General features: G+C 67.2%; 19 protein-coding genes. 12 read left to right on the forward strand and 7 right to left on the reverse strand.

Going from position 1 to position 15,471, the window contains the following annotated elements; all coding sequences use genetic code 11:
- Positions 1-67: 67 nt before the first annotated feature.
- Both miaB and ACZK2G_RS07445 read right to left on the reverse strand, forming a co-directional pair.
- Positions 68-1,486 (reverse strand): tRNA (N6-isopentenyl adenosine(37)-C2)-methylthiotransferase MiaB, encoded by a 1,419-nt coding sequence (gene miaB / locus ACZK2G_RS07440; RefSeq protein WP_136638778.1) that lies wholly within the window; start codon positions 1,484-1,486, stop codon positions 68-70.
- A 187-nt stretch (positions 1,487-1,673) separates the two neighbouring features.
- Positions 1,674-2,294: a glutathione S-transferase family protein gene (locus ACZK2G_RS07445; protein WP_012510589.1), complete on the reverse strand. Its 621-nt coding sequence runs from the start codon at positions 2,292-2,294 to the stop codon at positions 1,674-1,676.
- A gap of 80 nt (positions 2,295-2,374) precedes the next feature.
- Between ACZK2G_RS07445 and ACZK2G_RS07450 the strand changes: the two genes are divergently transcribed.
- The 7 genes from ACZK2G_RS07450 to ACZK2G_RS07480 all read left to right on the forward strand — a co-directional run bounded on the left by ACZK2G_RS07450 (position 2,375) and on the right by ACZK2G_RS07480 (position 8,456).
- Positions 2,375-3,343, forward strand: a complete 969-nt coding sequence (locus ACZK2G_RS07450; RefSeq protein WP_046983327.1) for a helix-turn-helix transcriptional regulator — start codon at positions 2,375-2,377, stop codon at positions 3,341-3,343.
- A 46-nt stretch (positions 3,344-3,389) separates the two neighbouring features.
- Positions 3,390-4,316, forward strand: a complete 927-nt coding sequence (locus ACZK2G_RS07455) for a lytic transglycosylase domain-containing protein (RefSeq protein ID WP_478475087.1) — start codon at positions 3,390-3,392, stop codon at positions 4,314-4,316.
- 211 nt (positions 4,317-4,527) lie between these two features.
- Entirely contained in the window at positions 4,528-5,148 is a 621-nt protein-coding gene (gene petA / locus ACZK2G_RS07460; protein WP_004151998.1) for a ubiquinol-cytochrome c reductase iron-sulfur subunit, read from the forward strand.
- Positions 5,148-6,407, forward strand: a complete 1,260-nt coding sequence (locus ACZK2G_RS07465) for a cytochrome b (RefSeq protein WP_046983325.1) — start codon at positions 5,148-5,150, stop codon at positions 6,405-6,407. The genes petA and ACZK2G_RS07465 overlap by 1 nt, the downstream gene beginning before the upstream one ends.
- Entirely contained in the window at positions 6,400-7,149 is a 750-nt protein-coding gene (locus ACZK2G_RS07470) for a cytochrome c1 (RefSeq protein WP_046983324.1), read from the forward strand. Before ACZK2G_RS07465 ends, ACZK2G_RS07470 begins: the two co-directional genes overlap by 8 nt.
- A gap of 134 nt (positions 7,150-7,283) precedes the next feature.
- Positions 7,284-7,919 (forward strand): glutathione S-transferase N-terminal domain-containing protein, encoded by a 636-nt coding sequence (locus ACZK2G_RS07475; protein WP_046983323.1) that lies wholly within the window; start codon positions 7,284-7,286, stop codon positions 7,917-7,919.
- A gap of 84 nt (positions 7,920-8,003) precedes the next feature.
- Positions 8,004-8,456, forward strand: coding sequence for a ClpXP protease specificity-enhancing factor (locus tag ACZK2G_RS07480; RefSeq protein ID WP_046983322.1), 453 nt, complete (start codon positions 8,004-8,006; stop codon positions 8,454-8,456).
- 153 nt (positions 8,457-8,609) lie between these two features.
- Here ACZK2G_RS07480 and ACZK2G_RS07485 read toward each other — a convergent pair whose 3' ends face one another.
- From ACZK2G_RS07485 to ACZK2G_RS07500, 4 genes are all read right to left on the reverse strand, one after another.
- Entirely contained in the window at positions 8,610-8,960 is a 351-nt protein-coding gene (locus ACZK2G_RS07485; protein WP_012510594.1) for a DUF3301 domain-containing protein, read from the reverse strand.
- Between the two features lie 67 nt (positions 8,961-9,027).
- Entirely contained in the window at positions 9,028-10,029 is a 1,002-nt protein-coding gene (locus tag ACZK2G_RS07490; RefSeq protein ID WP_478475091.1) for a DUF2272 domain-containing protein, read from the reverse strand.
- Between the two features lie 115 nt (positions 10,030-10,144).
- Positions 10,145-10,996, reverse strand: coding sequence for a carboxylating nicotinate-nucleotide diphosphorylase (gene nadC / locus ACZK2G_RS07495; RefSeq protein WP_478475093.1), 852 nt, complete (start codon positions 10,994-10,996; stop codon positions 10,145-10,147).
- Positions 10,993-11,262 (reverse strand): Trm112 family protein, encoded by a 270-nt coding sequence (locus ACZK2G_RS07500; RefSeq protein ID WP_032128883.1) that lies wholly within the window; start codon positions 11,260-11,262, stop codon positions 10,993-10,995. The genes nadC and ACZK2G_RS07500 overlap by 4 nt, the downstream gene beginning before the upstream one ends.
- Positions 11,263-11,320: 58 nt before the next feature.
- Between ACZK2G_RS07500 and purE the strand changes: the two genes are divergently transcribed.
- From purE to ACZK2G_RS07515, 3 genes are all read left to right on the forward strand, one after another.
- Positions 11,321-11,824, forward strand: a complete 504-nt coding sequence (purE, locus tag ACZK2G_RS07505; protein WP_005412808.1) for a 5-(carboxyamino)imidazole ribonucleotide mutase — start codon at positions 11,321-11,323, stop codon at positions 11,822-11,824.
- The gene (locus tag ACZK2G_RS07510) at positions 11,821-12,969 is read left to right on the forward strand and encodes a 5-(carboxyamino)imidazole ribonucleotide synthase (RefSeq protein WP_478475095.1); all 1,149 of its coding nucleotides are present in this window, start codon (positions 11,821-11,823) and stop codon (positions 12,967-12,969) included. Before purE ends, ACZK2G_RS07510 begins: the two co-directional genes overlap by 4 nt.
- A gap of 112 nt (positions 12,970-13,081) precedes the next feature.
- A complete protein-coding gene (locus ACZK2G_RS07515) occupies positions 13,082-13,423 on the forward strand; it encodes a carboxymuconolactone decarboxylase family protein (RefSeq protein ID WP_046983319.1) in 342 nt (113 codons plus the stop codon).
- Between the two features lie 37 nt (positions 13,424-13,460).
- On the opposite strand, the gene ACZK2G_RS07520 is transcribed toward ACZK2G_RS07515, so the two are convergent.
- A complete protein-coding gene (locus ACZK2G_RS07520) occupies positions 13,461-14,039 on the reverse strand; it encodes a superoxide dismutase (RefSeq protein WP_046983318.1) in 579 nt (192 codons plus the stop codon).
- Positions 14,040-14,158: 119 nt separating this feature from the next.
- Here ACZK2G_RS07520 and grxD point away from each other — a divergent pair, with 119 nt between their 5' ends.
- On the forward strand, positions 14,159-14,479 hold the full coding sequence (gene grxD / locus ACZK2G_RS07525; RefSeq protein WP_004152129.1) for a Grx4 family monothiol glutaredoxin: 321 nt from the start codon (positions 14,159-14,161) through the stop codon (positions 14,477-14,479).
- Positions 14,476-15,252 (forward strand): SDR family NAD(P)-dependent oxidoreductase, encoded by a 777-nt coding sequence (locus ACZK2G_RS07530; protein WP_046983317.1) that lies wholly within the window; start codon positions 14,476-14,478, stop codon positions 15,250-15,252. Before grxD ends, ACZK2G_RS07530 begins: the two co-directional genes overlap by 4 nt.
- The last annotated feature ends 219 nt before the right edge of the window (positions 15,253-15,471 follow it).

The raw sequence follows: 15,471 nt of genomic DNA on the forward strand, positions 1-15,471 counted from the left end.
ACAGGGGCTCTGACCCCAATGATCGGTGCAACGGGTCGGAGCCCCTGCGGGGATCCGACCCTGCCGGTCAGCCCGCGACCACGCGCGCGCGCAGCGAATTGGTCAGCGCTTCGGTGATCACCACGTCCACGAACTGGCCGATCAGCCGCGCCGGTGCCGGGAAGTTCACCGAACGCATGTTCTCGGTCTTGCCGGTCAGCTCGTTCGGGTTCTTGCGCGAAGGACCTTCCACCAGCACGGTCTGCACGGTGCCGACCATCTTCTCGGAGATGCCGGCGGCATGCGCATTGATGCGTTCCTGCAGACGCGACAGGCGTGCGTGCTTCTCGGCGTCGCTGATCGTGTCCTCCAGGTCCGCAGCCGGGGTGCCCGGGCGACGCGAATAGATGAAGGAGAAGCTGTGGTCGAAGCCGATGTCTTCGATCAGCTTCATGGTCTTCTCGAAGTCGGCATCGGTCTCGCCGGGGAAGCCGACGATGAAGTCCGAGCTGATCGAGATGTCCGGGCGCACCGCGCGCAGTTTGCGGATCTTCGACTTGAATTCCAGTGCGGTGTAACCACGCTTCATCGCCGACAGCACGCGGTCGCTGCCGGCCTGCACCGGCAGGTGCAGGAAGTTGGCCAGCTGCGGCACGTCGCGGAATGCATCGATCAGCGAATCGCTGAATTCCAGCGGGTGCGAGGTGGTGAAGCGGATGCGACCGACACCGTCGATCTCGGCGATGGTGCGGATCAGCAGGCCGAGGTCGGCAAATTCGCCGTCGCCATACGGGCCGCGGTAGGCATTGACGTTCTGGCCGAGCAGGTTGATCTCGCGCACGCCCTGCGCGGCCAGCTGCGCCACTTCCACCACCACGTCCTCGAACGGGCGGCTGACCTCGGTGCCGCGGGTGTAAGGCACCACGCAGAACGAGCAGTACTTGGAACAGCCTTCCATGATCGAGACGAAGGCAGAGGCACCGTCGGCGCGCGGCTCGGGCAGGCGGTCGAACTTCTCGATCTCGGGGAAGCTGATGTCCACCTGCGGACGCTTCTGCTCGCGCCGTGCGCGGATCAGTTCCGGCAGGCGGTGCAGGGTCTGCGGGCCGAACACCAGGTCGACGAACGGCGCGCGCTTGATGATCGCTTCGCCTTCCTGCGAGGCGACGCAGCCGCCCACGCCGATGATGACTTCACGGCCCTTGTTCTTCAGGCCCTTCCACACGCCCAGCTGGCTGAATACCTTTTCCTGCGCCTTCTCACGGATGGAGCAGGTGTTGACCAGGATTACGTCGGCGTCGTCCGGGCTGTCGGTCAGTTCCAGGCCATCGCTGGCGGCAAGCACGTCGGCCATCTTGGCCGAGTCGTACTCGTTCATCTGGCAACCGTGGGTCTTGATGTACAGCTTGCCCTTGACCTGGTCAGGCTTGCGCGGACCAGCGGGCAGGGCAACGAGCGGGGTACCGCCCGGCGCGGCGGGCGGAAAGACGTCTGGCGTCCCGGTCATGGCGCTTAATCCATTCGGGTGGCGGGAAAGCGGGCAATTCTACCCGCATCCTGCGCCCCCCGCCGCGCCTGTGTAGAGCCGAGCCCACGCTCGGCTGCTCCTCCATCACCTACGTGGCAGCCAGGCATGGCCTGGCTCTGCTGAAACCCAAGCCGAGCGTGGGCTCGGCTCTACAAGGGGGCGCTGCTTAAGCCGCTGCCAGCTCCGCATCGATCTGACGCGAGCGGTCAAAGGCGGTCATCGCGCTCATTCGCGCGATGTAGTCAGCCGTGGCCGGCGCCGGCTGCACCAGGCCGAAGGCGGTGGTCCAGGCCAGTGCATTGCCCCACAGCACGTCGGCGGCGCTCATCGTCTCGCCGAGCAGGTACGGGCCTTGCGCCAGCTGGGCTTCGATCACCTGCAGCACGGTCTCCGCGTCGTTGTAGGGCGACATCAGTCGCGGCGGCGGCTCGCGATGCATCGCCTTGTCGATCATCGCCGGCTCGAAGCAGGCGCCGTAGAAGGCCATCCAGCGCAGGTAGGGGCCGCGCAGGGCGTCGCCGATCGGCGGGGCCAGCCCGGCTTCCGGATACAGGTCGGCCAGGTACAGGTAGATCGCCACCTGTTCGGTCACCAGGGCGCCGTTGTGGACGATGGCCGGCACCTTGCCCATCGGGTTGATGGCCAGGTAGGCCGGGGCCAGGTTGGCGCCGGCCTTCAGGTCCAGCACCTGCATGCGGTAGTCGGCACCCAGCGCTTCCAGCAGGGCCACGGCGCCGCTCGAGCGTGAACGGGCGGCGTGGTACAGGGTGATCTGGCGTGACGTCATGGCATTGCTCCTTGCGGTGGGTGGTGAACTGGAGGCCATCCTGGGGCACTATTGCGGACGACTTTTGTCCTCGATCCTTCATGCGCCACACCGCCCATCGACTGCTGCGCCTGATCGCCCTGCTGCAGGCCCGTCGCCAGTGGTCCGGCGCCGAACTGGCCGAGCGCATGGGCGTGGACCGGCGCAGCATCCGCCGCGACATCGAGCGCCTGCGCGAGCTGGGTTACCCGGTGCAGGCCTCGGCCGGCGTCGGCGGCGGCTACCAGCTGGGGTCCGGCGCGCCAGTGTTGCCGATGCTGCTGGATGAGGAGGAGGCGACCACCCTGGCCATCGCGCTGCGTGCGGCATCGGCCACCGTCGCCGGAATCGACGACACCGCGCGTGGGCTGCTGTCCAAGCTCGACCCGCTGGTGCCGGCCCGCCGTCGCCAGCAGGCGGGCGAGGTGCATGCAGCGACGGCCACCTTGTCAGATCTTCCGTCCACCGATGCACGGCTGCTGGGACGGCTGGCCCTGCATTGCCGGCAGGCGGCGCGGCTGGCCTTCGAGTACCGCAGCGCGCAGGACGCGGTGACCCAGCGCGAGGTCGAGGCCCAGCATCTGGTCAATTACGGTCGGCGCTGGTACCTGCTGGCCTGGGATCTGGGGCGCCAGGACTGGCGCACCCTGCGCGTGGACCGGATGGGCGCGGTACGCGAATGCTCCGAGCCGGGCATGCACCGACGTACCCCGGCACCGCCGGATGTGATGGTGCGGCAGGCAGTCAGCCAGGCCCCGTTCGCGCTGCAGGCGATCCTGCGCCTGGCCGGCAGCCGCGCCGAGCTGGAAGGGCGCATTCCGCCGTGGTGCGGGGTGCTGGAGGCCGATGGCGCCCACCATTGCCTGCTGCGCATGGGCGCCGAGAGCCGCGGCATGATGCTGGCGCAGATCCTCAGCCTGGACCGCGTGCCGGTGGCGCTGTGGACCACGCCACCAGGCCTGCGCGACGAGCTGGCGCAGCGCTTGGCCGGGCTGGGCCAGGTGCTGGCTGTGGCGCCGGTCACAGCCTGAGCCGCATCGCTTGGCAAGCTCAGGCGAAGCTGGGACACTCGCCGCCATGAAGGGGATACTGGGGACAACGGCGATCATCATCGCTGCGCTGACCGCTGCGCCGGCCAGCGCCGGCAGCCTGTACAAGTGCCAGGGCGCCGATGGCGTCACCAGTTATGTCAGCAAGCGTGTGGCCGGGGCCCGCTGCAGCACCATCAGCTACAGCCGCGATAGCCGCCCGGCACCGCGCCCGGTGGTTTCCGCGCCGAAACCGTCTCCGGCCACCGTGGCCAGCATCGAGCGCAATCCGGTCGCTGTGGCGGCCGGTGTGGCGGCGCCGGCCGTGGTCGCGCCAGCACCAACGCCAACACCTGCAGCTGTTCCGGCGCCCCAGGCCACCCCGCGTGGCGGCCGCATGGTCAGCGGCCAGGTCTATTCCTTCATGAAGGACGGCGTGCGCCACTACACCAGCGCCCGGCCGACCCAGGTGGCCAATCTCGGCCCGGTACGCACCATCCGCTACAGCTTCATGGAGCGCTGCTACGCCTGCGGGGTCAATCCGCGCGTGGACTTCGGCACGGTGCGCTTGAACACCACGGCATTCCAGAGCGAGATCACCTCGGCCGCACGCGAGTTCGGCGTCGACGAGGCGGTGGTGCGCGCGATCATCCATGCCGAGTCGGCCTACAACCCGACCGCGCTCAGCCGCGCCGGCGCCCAGGGCCTGATGCAGCTGATGCCCCCCACCGCCGCCCGCTTCGGGGTTGGTGATTCCTACGATGCCGGACAGAACATCCGCGGCGGCGTGCAGTATCTTGCGTGGTTGCTGAAGCGCTTCAACGGCGATCTGACCCTGGCTGCCGCCGGCTACAACGCCGGCGAAGGCGCGGTCGACCGCCACGGTGGCGTGCCGCCATACAGCGAAACCCAGTATTACGTGCGCCGGGTCGGCCAGCTGGCCGAGCGTTACCGCACCGCCCTGAGTCACCAGTAGGTGCCGCTAACTGGTGGGTGCCGACCGTTGGTCGGCACTCATTTGAAAGGTAGTGCCGGCCGCTGGCCGGCAACCCCGCAATCAATGTTGTTGCAATGCGTTGTGTGGCGCGCGACGGTTCCGCTACACTCGGCCATGATTCAATGCGGCTCTGGCCCCCACCGGAACCGTTGGCAGCCTTAAAGCTACCTAATCAATATCGGAGTGCCGGATGGCAAACGATGGGGTACACGATCCAGTCAACACCGGACGTCGGCGTTTTCTTTCTGCCACCACAGCCGTGGTGGGCGCCGTCGGCGTCGGATTCACCGCAGTCCCTTTCATCAAATCCTGGAATCCCAGTGCGCGGGCCAAGCTTGCCGGTGCACCTGTGGTGGCCGACATCAGCGCGCTGCAGGAAGGCCAACGCCTGATCGTGGAGTGGCGTGGCCAGCCGATCTGGATCGTCAAGCGGTCCAAGGCCATCCTCGATGCGCTGCATGGGCTGGATGGCCGTCTCAAGGACCCGGAGTCCGGCGAGAAGGACCAGCAGCCGGACTACGTGCTGAAGCAGAATCCCGAGCTGCGTTCGATCAAGCCGGACATTTCCGTGCTGGTCGGCCTGTGCACGCACCTGGGCTGCTCGCCGGAGATGGTCGCCGAGATCCGGCCTGAACCCTACGACCCGCAGTGGAAGGGCGGCTACTTCTGCCCCTGCCACAAGTCGCGCTTCGACATGTCCGGCCGCGTCTTCAAGGACGTGCCGGCGCCGATCAACCTGAAGGTGCCCGCGCACCATTACCAGGACGACAACACCATCATCATCGGTGTCGATCCGCAGGGGGCTGCCTGATGGCCAATATCCTCAGCCGTACCGCCAGCGGCGTGGCCGACTGGGTCAACGCCCGCGCACCGGGCCTGATGCCGGTCTACCGCAAGCACGTCAGCGAGTACTACGCGCCGAAGAACTTCAACATCTGGTACTACTTCGGTTCGCTGGCGCTGCTGGTGCTGGTCAACCAGATCGTCACCGGCATCTTCCTGACGATGCACTACAAGACCAACGCCGCCGAGGCGTTCGGTTCCATCGAATACATCATGCGGGACGTGGAGTGGGGCTGGCTGATCCGCTACATGCACTCCACCGGGGCCTCGCTGTTCTTCATCGTGGTCTACCTGCACATGTTCCGCGGCCTGCTGTACGGCAGTTACCAGAAGCCGCGCGAGCTGGTGTGGATCCTCGGCATGCTGATCTATCTGGTGCTGATGGCCGAAGCCTTCATGGGCTATGTGCTGCCATGGGGCCAGATGTCGTTCTGGGGCGCCAAGGTGATCATCTCGCTGTTCGGCGCCATACCGGTGATCGGCAACGGCCTGACCGAATGGATCATGGGCGACTACCTGCCCAGTGACGCCACGCTCAACCGCTTCTTCGCACTGCACGTCATCGCACTACCGCTGGTGCTGCTGTTGCTGGTGGTGCTGCATCTGGGCGCGCTGCATGAAGTGGGGTCGAACAACCCGGACGGGGTGGAGATCAAGAAGGGGCCGAAGGGCAACCGCTGGTCGCCGAACGCACCGGCCGACGGCATCCCGTTCCACCCGTACTACACGCTCAAGGATGGCGTCGGCGCCGGCTTCCTGCTGATCATCGCCGCCTTCATCATCTTCTTCGCACCTGCATTCGGCGGCTTGTTCCTGGAGCACGACAACTTCACCGAGGCCAACCGCCTGGTGACCCCGGAGCACATCAAGCCGGTCTGGTACTACACCCCGTACTACGCGATGCTGCGGGTGGTGCCCAACAAGCTGGGTGGTGTGCTGGTGATGTTCTCGGCCATCGCCATCCTGTTCCTGGTGCCCTGGCTGGACCGCGCGCGGGTGAAGTCCTACCGCTATCGCGGCGTGCTCTCGAAGGTGCTGCTGGGCGTGTTCGCGGTGTGCTTCGTCTGGCTCGGCGTGATCGGCTCCGGCCCGGGCACCGACGCGCACGAGACCTACATCGGGCGAGTGCTGACCTTCCTGTACTTCGCGTTCTTCATCACCATGCCGCTATGGACCCGGTTGGACAGGACCAAGCCGGTACCGGAGAGGGTGACCACCCATGACTGAGCGCTGGATGGTCCGGCTGGCCCTGGCGGCCACCCTGATGCTGGGAAGTTTCCTGGCCTCCGCCGCCGAAGGCGGCACCAAACTGCTGCAGGCCGGCAACGACCTCGGTGACCGCGCATCGCTGCAGCGCGGCGCGCAGCTGTACATGAACTACTGCTCCGGCTGCCATGCACTGAAGTACCTGCGCTATTCGCGGATGGCGCAGGACCTGGGCTTGACCGAGGAAGAGGTGATGAACAACCTCAACTTCACCGGCTCGGCGATCGGTGACCCGATCCCGGTGGCAATGCCCAAGGAGAACGCTGAAAAGTGGTTCGGCAAGATGCCGCCGGACCTCAGCCTGATCTCGCGCGTGCGTGGCAGCGACTGGGTCTACACCTACCTCAAGTCGTTCTATCTGGACAGCAGCCGGCCACTGGGCTGGAACAACGCGCTGTTCGCCAACGCCTCCATGCCCAACCCGCTGTGGGAGATGCAGGGCCTGCAGCACGCCGTGCATGGAAAGCCGGAAGCGCCGGGCATGGACCCGCCGGTGACCGCCCTGCGCATCGACAGTCCGGGCTCGGTCGATGCCGGCCAGTACGACCAGGCAGTTCGTGACATCACCAACTTCCTCGAATATGCCGGTGAACCGGCCGCACTCAAGCGCCAGCAACTGGGCGTGTGGGTGATCCTGTTCCTGGCCCTGTTGACCTTCCTGCTGTACCTGCTGAAGAAGGAATACTGGAAGGACGTTCACTGATTCTGCCGCCGGCCATCGCACGGGCCTATTGGCTTTTGTGATGGTCGGTTGCACACTCGGGGAGGAGTCGATCGCCGGCACGGTGCCGGCGGCGCCGATGCGGCAGGCGGTCTCCTGTCGTGGGAGAGCCTTTGATGGCGGCGAGCGTACGCATGCGCAATACACTGACGCTGTTTTCCTCGAACGACGATGTACTGTGCCACCGTGTACGTCTGGTCCTGGCGGCCAAGGGTGTGAGCTTCGACTTCGTTCCGGTCGATCCACAGAACCCGCCCGAAGACCTGATCGACCTCAATCCGTACCATTCGGTGCCTACCCTGGTCGAGCGCGAGCTGGTGCTGTACGCGGCATCGGTGGTCAGCGAATACCTCGATGAGCGCTATCCGCATCCGCCGCTGATGCCGGTCGATCCGCTGTCGCGTGCCCGCATCCGATTGGCCATGCTGCGAATCGAGCACGATTGGGTGCCGCAGGTGCAGGCCATCCAGCTGGGCAACAAGACGCAGGCCGAAGCGGGGCGCAAGCGCCTGAAAGAATTGCTGACGGCTTCGCTGCCACTGTTCAAGGCCAGCAAATTCTTCCTCAATCCGGAAATGAGCCTGGCCGACTGCGCGATGGCCCCGATCATCTGGCGCCTGCAGTCGCTGGATGTGCCGCTGCCGAAGGACGGCAAGGCGATCGAGGACTACGGCAACCGCATCTTCCGTCACCCTGGTTTCATCCGCAGCCTGACCGAACAGGAAAAGAAACTGCGCGATCTGCCGGTCTGATCCGGTGCGCGATTACCCGTCTGCACGCCGACCGGCGTGCAGGCGATCTGCCCAGGCAGGGCGCCGGGCGCGTACACTTCACGCATGACCGAAGACTTCTTCCACATGACCAGCCACCGCCCGTACCTGCTGCGGGCGCTGGTGGAATGGATCAACGACAACCAGCTGACCCCGCACATCCTGGTCGACGCCGGCGTCCCCGGCGTGCAGGTCCCGCCTTCGGCGGTCAAGGATGGCCGGGTGGTGCTCAACATCGCCGAGCGCGCCGTCGTGCGGCTGATGATCGACAACGAGATGGTGAGCTTCTCGGCGCGCTTCTCTGGCACCAGCTATCCGGTGCAGGTGCCGATCAGCGCCGTGCTGGCCGTCTACGCCCGCGAGACCGGGCAGGGCATGGCGTTGCCGGATGACATTCCCGGCGCCGAAACCGCGCCGACCAGCGACGAACTGCTGCACGACGAAGACACGCCACCGGACGATACGCCGCCGGCCAGTCCGCCGCCGAAGGGGCGCCCGAACCTGCGCGTGGTCAAGTAACCTCTCCGACGCCGCCCCTCAAGGGCGGCGTTTTTCGTTTGATGGCGTAGCGCCGGTTGCCGTCAGGTTGTGGGGGCTAGATGGGGTGGGTGCCGACCGTTGGTCGGCACACCGATGCCGCTGTGCTCGCCGGGCATGGCCCGGCGCTACCGCCTAGATGTCCTCGGCATCATCCACGTCCGCGCGGATCTGGCTGATTCGCGCCGCGCCCGGGCCAGTGAACGAAATCAGCTGATCGCCGCGCAGCACCATGCGCCCCACATGGCGGTCGATGCCATCGTAGGAATACTCGAACTTGAAGGTGCGCTCGAAACCGAGCCGGCCGTCCTCGCCGCGCGACAGGCGCAGGCCGGTAGCGTGCACCGCCTGGTCCAGCCATTGCACATCGGCGGCACGGCAGGCGTTGCGGCCCAGTTCGACCGCGCGCTCGGCAGCCGAACGCGCGGCGTTCCAGAAGAAGTAGATGATTCCGCCGGCAATCAGCAACAGCAGCAGGGTGGGCATGGCGTCAGCCGTCAGGTGTCGATCCTGCAAAGATGGCGGCGAACGCGCGCTGGATCAAGCGCCGGATTCAATGCGTTGGCTGCGGGCCACCAGAGTCCGGTTGCGGCGGTATGACGACCGGCTGTGGCGCGGGTGAGGGCTGCATCGGCGTCGCTGTTGGTGTGGGCATCACCGACGGCGCAGTTGCGGTCAACTGCAGCAGCGCCGCCCAGTCCTGGCGGTTGAAGCTGCACTCGTCCTCGCGGCCCGGCGTGCAGCTGGGGTCGATGCCGGTGCTGTTGCGTTCGCGCGCGGGCGGCAGCTTGATCAGTCCGGTGCGGTCCAGCGGCAGCAGGCGCATCGCCACGGTGTTCATGACGTTGCCACCGATCAGGTACAGGGTCTGGTCGCCGCCGAGATTGGCCGCGACCACGACCTCGCAGTGCGACTTCCAGTGGCCGACCGAACCGTTGCCCAGCGCCTGCACCAGCCCGCCGTAGCTGAGCGTGCTGCTGCGGTCGCGCAGGAAGCACAGTAGGTCGCCCGGCGCGGGTTTGGCCGTGGCGGGGTCGACCAGCCGGTAGGGCACGCCCGACGGGCCACCCTGGTAGGCGGCACGGATGTAGTCGATGTGGCGTGGCGACGTGTTGAAGCCGGGAACGCCGGACTGCACCATTACCCAGGAAATGAACGCGGCCGACCACGGGTTGTCGATCAGGAAGGCGCGGCAGTCGCTGTCGGTGTAGCGCGTGCCCAGAGGTGCCAGACAGCTGCTGGCGCCCACGATGCTGCCCATCGCGTTGAGCGTGCCGCTGTTGCGCCAGTAGCCGGCCACGCGCTGCCAGGCGATCAGCCCGTTGTCGGCCAGGTGATCGCTTTCGGCTTCGGTGACGCTGAGGCTTGCGGCGCGGCCATCACGGTCGATGAAGGGCCGGTACCACAGACGGTGTTCGTTGCAGGCAGTATTGCGGATGGCCACCGCCAAGGGGCTCAGGCCAAAGCGTGGCGGTACATCGCAGGCTTCGGCGGCAGCCGCAGACAAGGGGGCGGCTGCCAGTAGCAGGCAGGCAGGCAAGAGCGTCCGGCGCATGCGCGGCTCCTGTGGGGGATGGCCGCAGCGTCGCAGTGCCGTCGTGAACGCCGGGTGTGAGATCGGGGTCAGATCCCTTTTCCCGAGGAAAAGGGATCTGACCCCAGCCCCGGCCTCAGCCCGGCGGCGGGCCCAGCTTCAGCGACAGATCAATCGCTAGCACGTGCTTGGTCAGTCCACCGATCGAGATGCAGTCCACGCCGTCTTCGGCGATCGAACGCAGGCCACCCAGGCCGACGCTGCCGGAGACCTCAAGCGGAATGCGTCCCGCCGTAATGCGCACCGCCTCGCGGCGCAGATCGGGACTGAAGTCATCCAGCAGGATGCGTTCGCAGCCGGCTTCCAGTGCCTGCCGCAACTGCTCCAGATCCTCGACCTCGACCACCAGCGGCAGCTGCGGCCATTGCCGGCGTGCAGCCGCCACGGCGGCAGCCAGCGAACCGGCGGCACGGATGTGGTTTTCCTTCAGCATCACCGTGTCGTACAGGCCGAAGCGGTGATTCTCGCCACCGCCGCAGCGCACTGCGTACTTCTGCGCCAGGCGCAGGCCGGGCAGCGTCTTGCGGGTGTCGAGGATGCGCGTGCCGGTGCCTTCCACGGCCGCCACGTAGCGGGCGGTGGTGGTGGCGGTGGCGGACAGCGTCTGCAGGAAATTCAGCGAGGTGCGCTCGGCGCTGACCAGGCTGCGGCTGCGGCCATGCAGCAGGGCCAGTACAGTGCCGGCAGTGACTGCATCGCCGTCGGCAACGCGCCATTCAATGCGCACGTCGGGGTCGAGTGCACGATGGGTGGCGTCGAACCAGGGGCGGCCGGCGATCACCGCATCCTGCTTGCACAGCAGATAGGCGCTGTCGGCCTGGTCAGGCAACAGGGCGGCGGTGACGTCGCCGCTGCCGAGGTCCTCGGCCAGCGCACGCGCGACATCGGCGGCGACCACGGCCGCATCCGGCGTCGGCAGCGTGCTCATGCGGCCGGGAAGTCGGCGATCTGCGCGGTGGGGATGGCTTCCTCGGCCAGCAGTACCGGGATGCCATCGTCGACGCGGAACACCTGCTTGCGGTCGCGGGTGACCAGCGCCTCGCGCAGCGGCTGCGCCAGCGGGTTGCCATCGGCCTTGTTCACCGCGCCGGTGGAAATGGCCTTGTTGAGGGCTTCCAGGCCCTTGCCATCCAGCAGGGACAGGGGCTGGCGGGTGTCCGGCGACACCAGCAGGTCGAGCAGCTTGCGATCCATGGTTCTTCGTCTTGCGTGGAAGATGGCTAGAATACGTCTTTAAGGCAGGTGACGGCCAATGACCCCCAACCCGATCGCGCCGCTTGTCGGCATCGTCATGGGTTCCCGCTCCGACTGGGAAACCATGCAGCACGCCGCCCAGAAGCTTGAAGCCCTGGGTGTTCCGTTCGAAGTGAAGGTGGTGTCCGCCCATCGGACGCCGGATGTGTTGTTCAGTTACGCCGAGCAGGCGGGCCCGCGTGGTCTGCGCGCGATCATCGCCGGTGCCGGCGGGGCCGCGCACCTGCCGGGCATGATCGCGGCCAAGACCGCGGTGCCGGTGCTGGGCGTGCCCGTGCAGTCCAAGGCCCTCAACGGCATGGATTCGCTGCTGTCGATCGTGCAGATGCCGGCCGGCATCCCGGTCGCCACCTTCGCCATCGGCAATGCAGGTGCCTCGAACGCCGCCCTGTTCGCCGCCGCGATGCTGGCCAGCGACCAGCCGGCGATCGGCCAGGCGCTTGACGCGTTCCGCGCACGCCAGACCGAAGACGTGATGGCCCACGACGATCCGCGCCAATGAGCTTGACCGTCGGCATCCTGGGCGGCGGCCAGCTCGCCCGCATGATGGTTCTGGCTGGTGCGCCGCTGGGACTGCGCTTCGAACTGTATGACCCGGCGGCCGACGCCTGCAGTGGCCCGCTGGCGCCGCTCACCGTCGGCGCGTTTGACGACCGCCAGGCTCTGGCGGACTTCGCCGCCAGGGTCGATGTGGTCACCTTCGATTTCGAGAACGTGCCTGCCGACAGCGCGCAGTTCCTGGCTGATCGCGTGCCGGTCTACCCGCCGCCGGCCGCACTGGCCGTGGCCCAGGACCGGCTGAGCGAGAAGATCCTGTTCCAGCAGCTGGGCATCCCGCTGCCGGCCTTTGCCGATATCCGCAGCCGTGACGAGCTGGCCGCGAAGGCCGCCGAGTTCGGCCTGCCGTGCATTCTCAAGACGCGCCGCCTCGGCTATGACGGCAAGGGCCAGTTCCGCCTGCGCAGCGAAGCCGACATCGACGCGGCATGGGATGCGCTGGGCGCCCAGGTCGAACGCACTGGCCTGATCCTGGAGGGCTTCGTGGCCTTCCAGCGCGAGGTCAGTGTGGTTGCCGTGCGTGGCCGCGATGGCAGCTTCCAGGCCTGGCCGGTCACCGGTAACTGGCACGTCGACGGGGTGCTGTCGGCCAGCGTGGCCCCGGCCGTGCTGTCGGCCGCCGAGCATGAGGCCGCGATCGGCTATGCGCGCCGCATCGCGGAGCACCTGCAGTATGTCGGTGTGTTCGCGCTGGAGCTGTTCTGCCGCGATGGCGAACTGCTGGCCAACGAGATGGCACCGCGCGTGCACAACTCCGGCCACTGGACCATCGAAGGCAGTGAAACTTCGCAGTTCGAGAACCACCTGCGTGCGGTGCTCGGCCTGCCGCTGGGCAGCACCCGCATGCTCGGCCATGCCTGCATGCTGAACTGGCTGGGCGCGATGCCCGACCCGTTGCCGGTGCTGGCCCAGGCCAGCGGCCACTGGCACGACTACGGGAAGGAAGCGCGCGATGGCCGCAAGGTTGGCCACGCCACCTTGCGCGACGATGATGCCGATGCGCTGGCCGATGCGCTGGAGCAGGTCGGCCTGGAGCTGGACCGCCAGGCCCAGGTGGCACCAGCGGTACGCGCGCTGCGCAATCGCTGAGGAGGGTAGTGCCGGCCGCTGGCCGGCAATGCAACGCTGTGGCGCGCCGGTGCAGGCATCGGCGCAACATTCCCGGTGGTAGCGTGGAGCTCCTTTCACAGGACTCATCCCCATGCTCGACTGGAATGCCTACCGCAAGGAACTGAAGGGCCGCATCGGCGAGATCGGCAAGCTTTCACCGGATACGGTCAAGGGCTACGCGACGCTGGCCAATGCCGGCGCGCAGACCCACCATCTCGATGCCAAGACCCGCGAGCTGATCGCGCTGGCGGTGGCGGTCACCACCCGCTGTGATGGCTGCATCACCGTGCACGTGGATGCTGCGCTGAAGCACGGCGCCAGCCGCGAGGAAATCGCCGAAGCGCTGGGCGTGGCGGTGTCGCTCAATGCCGGTGCAGCGCTGGTCTACTCGGCGCGGGTGATGGATGCCGTGGCCGCGCACGAGAGCGCATGAGGTCCACCTGTCGCCGGGCATGGCCCGGCGGATGTCCTCAGCGCAGCTGGCTTTCGGCGAACTCCCAGTTGACCATCTGCCAGAACGCGTCCAGATAACGCGCGCGATCATTCTGGTAGTCGGTGTAGTAGGCGTGTTCCCACACATCGCAGCACAGCAGCGGCGTACTCTCGCCGGTCAGCGGCGTGCCGGCATTGCGGGTGGCCTGGATGCCCAGCTGGCCGCCGGGATGCTGCACCAGCCACACCCAGCCGGAGCCGAACAGCCCCAGCGCGGTACGGTTGAACTCCTCGCGCAGGCGCTGCGTGTCGCCAAACTGGCGCTTGACCAGCTCGCCCAGCCGGCCCTGTGGCTCGCCACCGCCGCGTGGGCGCAGGCATTGCCAGTAGAAGCCGTGGTTCCACGCCTGGGCCGCAGCGTCGAACAGTCTGCCCTGGGTGTGGCGGACGATCTCTTCCAGTGACGCCTCCTCCCACTCGGTGCCGAGAATGCCGGCATTGACCGCATCGACATAGGCGCGATGGTGGCGGCCGTGGTGCAGTTCCACGGTCTGCGCGGACAGGTGCGGCAGCAGGGAGCCAGAGAGGTAGGGCAGGGCAGGCAATTCGACGGGCATGGACAGGTTCGTGGCAGGGGGCGGCGGCAGCCGGTTCCATCGGCTTACAATGGCGGCTACCTTGGGCAGTCTAGCCGACCATCGCGGTCGGTTTGTCCGGCGAAGCAAGGAGTGTGGTTGTGGCGGTAATGCAGCAAATCCAGGCCGAGGTCGATCGTTACCCGCTCGTCTTGTTCATGAAGGGCACCCCGCAATACCCGATGTGTGGCTTCTCCAGCCGCGCCGTACAGGCGTTGATGGCTGCCGGCGCCGTCACCCTGCGCACCGTCAACGTGCTGGAAGAGCCGGAGATCCGCGCCAATCTGCCGCGCTTCTCCAATCTGCCGACCTTCCCGCAACTGTTCATCAACGGCGAGTTGATCGGCGGCTGCGACATCGTCATGGAACTGTTCGAAGCCGGCGAGCTGAAGCGCATCGTCGAAGAGGCGACCCAGGGATGAGTGCCTGGCCATCGACGTCACCGACTGACGGGGCGCTCGATGGCCGCCCGTTGCAGGACCGCGTGGTGCTGGTTGCCGGTGCCGGTGGCGGGCTGGGCAGTGCCGCAGCGGTCGCAGCGGCCGCCGCCGGGGCCACTGTCGTCCTGATGGGGCGCAAGCCGCGCCGGCTGGATCGCGTCTATGCGCAGGTCCAGGCCGTCGGTCCGGAGCCTCTGCTCTACCCGCTGGACCTTGAGGGAGCCGGCCCCGATGACTATGCCGAGCTGGCTCAGGCCCTGCAGCGCGAGTTGGGCCGCCTGGACGGCCTGCTGGTCTGCGCCGCCCACTTCCCGGGCCTGACCCCGTTCGAGCTGGCCGATCCGGCCAGCTTCGCCCGTGCCGTCCATGTCACCCTGACTGCCCCGGCCTGGCTGGCCCAAGCCTGCCTGCCGCTGCTGCGGCAGCGTGAAGATGCAGCGATGGTGTTCGCCGTCGATGCGCCGGAACGGGTCGGGCAGGCCTACTGGGGCGGCTACGGCGTGGCCCAGCATGGCCTGCGCGGCCTGATCGCCAGCCTGCACGACGAACTCGGCCGCAGCCCGGTGCGGGTCAGCGGCCTGTATCCCGGCCCGCTGCGCACCGCGCTGCGTGCCCGGGCCTATTCCGTTGACCAGGACCCGGCCGCCCAGGGCCCTGAAGCGGCCGCGGCGGCGGCCGTGACCCTCCTGTCCAGCGCGGGGAGCGCGTGGCGCGGGCAGGTCCTTGACGCCAGTGGAATGAGCCCGGTCGAGTAAGTCCCGGGGAAAGGCGGAGTGAAGAACCCGTCACGATTGCGTTGCGATCCGGTGCCGTTTGTCGCACAACCGTCACATCCAAGGCGTAGCGTGTTAATCTAGTGTTAACCGTTTCGGCAGCTGCCGTTCACGGTAGGGAACCCCAGATAAATGTCCGAACAGCCGCCCGCAAGGCTGCTTGGATGCGCTTTTTTTCCGCCATCGCCAACTCGCATCGAG

It is taken from the genome of Stenotrophomonas sp. 107298_Sma, assembly GCF_056480345.1.